This is a genomic window from Candidatus Protofrankia californiensis, assembly GCF_900634765.1.
GTDB classification, from domain to species: domain Bacteria; phylum Actinomycetota; class Actinomycetes; order Frankiales; family Frankiaceae; genus Protofrankia; species Protofrankia californiensis.
In genome coordinates, this window is record NZ_CAAAFT010000263.1 from 10,998 (window position 1) to 11,814 (window position 817).

1 protein-coding gene is annotated in these 817 nt (G+C 69.5%); it reads left to right on the top strand.

Features of this window, described 5'->3' with window-relative positions:
* Positions 1–210 precede the first annotated feature (210 nt).
* Positions 211–817: hypothetical protein (locus DD1DGNOD_RS14565; protein ID WP_165036738.1), on the top strand; the 607-nt coding region annotated here is incomplete at its 3' end.

Sequence of the window (817 nt, forward strand, 5' to 3'; positions counted from 1 at the left end):
GAGCCTATATTCGCCGTTCGCCGTTCGCCGTTCGCTCACGCGTCCACGCGCCCCTGGTGCTCCCGGCGTTCCGGGCCGGACGGTCCCGTCCCCGTCTCGCTGCGACTGGCCGGCCGCCGGGGAGCCGGGTTATGATCAGGACTGTCTGCTGACTATTCATGACTACTCGTGGCCATGCTTGTCACCGAGCGCCGATCTGGATGACCGAATATGTACCGCCGTCTGGGCATCTACTCCGACGACGTCTTCTGGCTTGAGGAGACCGTTTGGCTTGAGGAGACCGTTGCCGGGCGGCGGATCTCCTCCGACCAGGCGTTCCTCCTCTTCGCCTGTGCGGTCGGGCAACGCTTTGACGGACTGGTCCTGTTCGGCCGTACGGTCCACGCGGACAGGCCCGCGGATCACGTCCTCTCGCCCAGCGTGGAGCTCGTCGAGCTGCCGTACTACGACAGCCTGCGCCGGGTGGGCGAGCTGGTGCGTGCGGCCGCCGGCACCGTTGCCGGGATGTGGCGGGGGCTGGCACGGGTGGACATCGTGTGGGTGCTCGGGCCGAACCCGTTCGGAACGGTACTGATCGCGCTCGCGCTCCTGCGGCGCAGGCGGGTCGTGCTCGGCGTGCGCCAGGACACGCTCGCGTACTTCCGCAGCCGCCTGCCGAGCCGCCGGTGGGCACCGGCGCTCGTGCCGGTCTGGGGGATGGACAGGCTCTACCACCTGCTGGCGCGGCGGCTGCCGACGACAGTCGTCGGGCAGGAACTCGCCCGTGGTTACGGACCTCGTCGGTACCGACCGGGTCCGTACGGGCCGGGTCCGTACG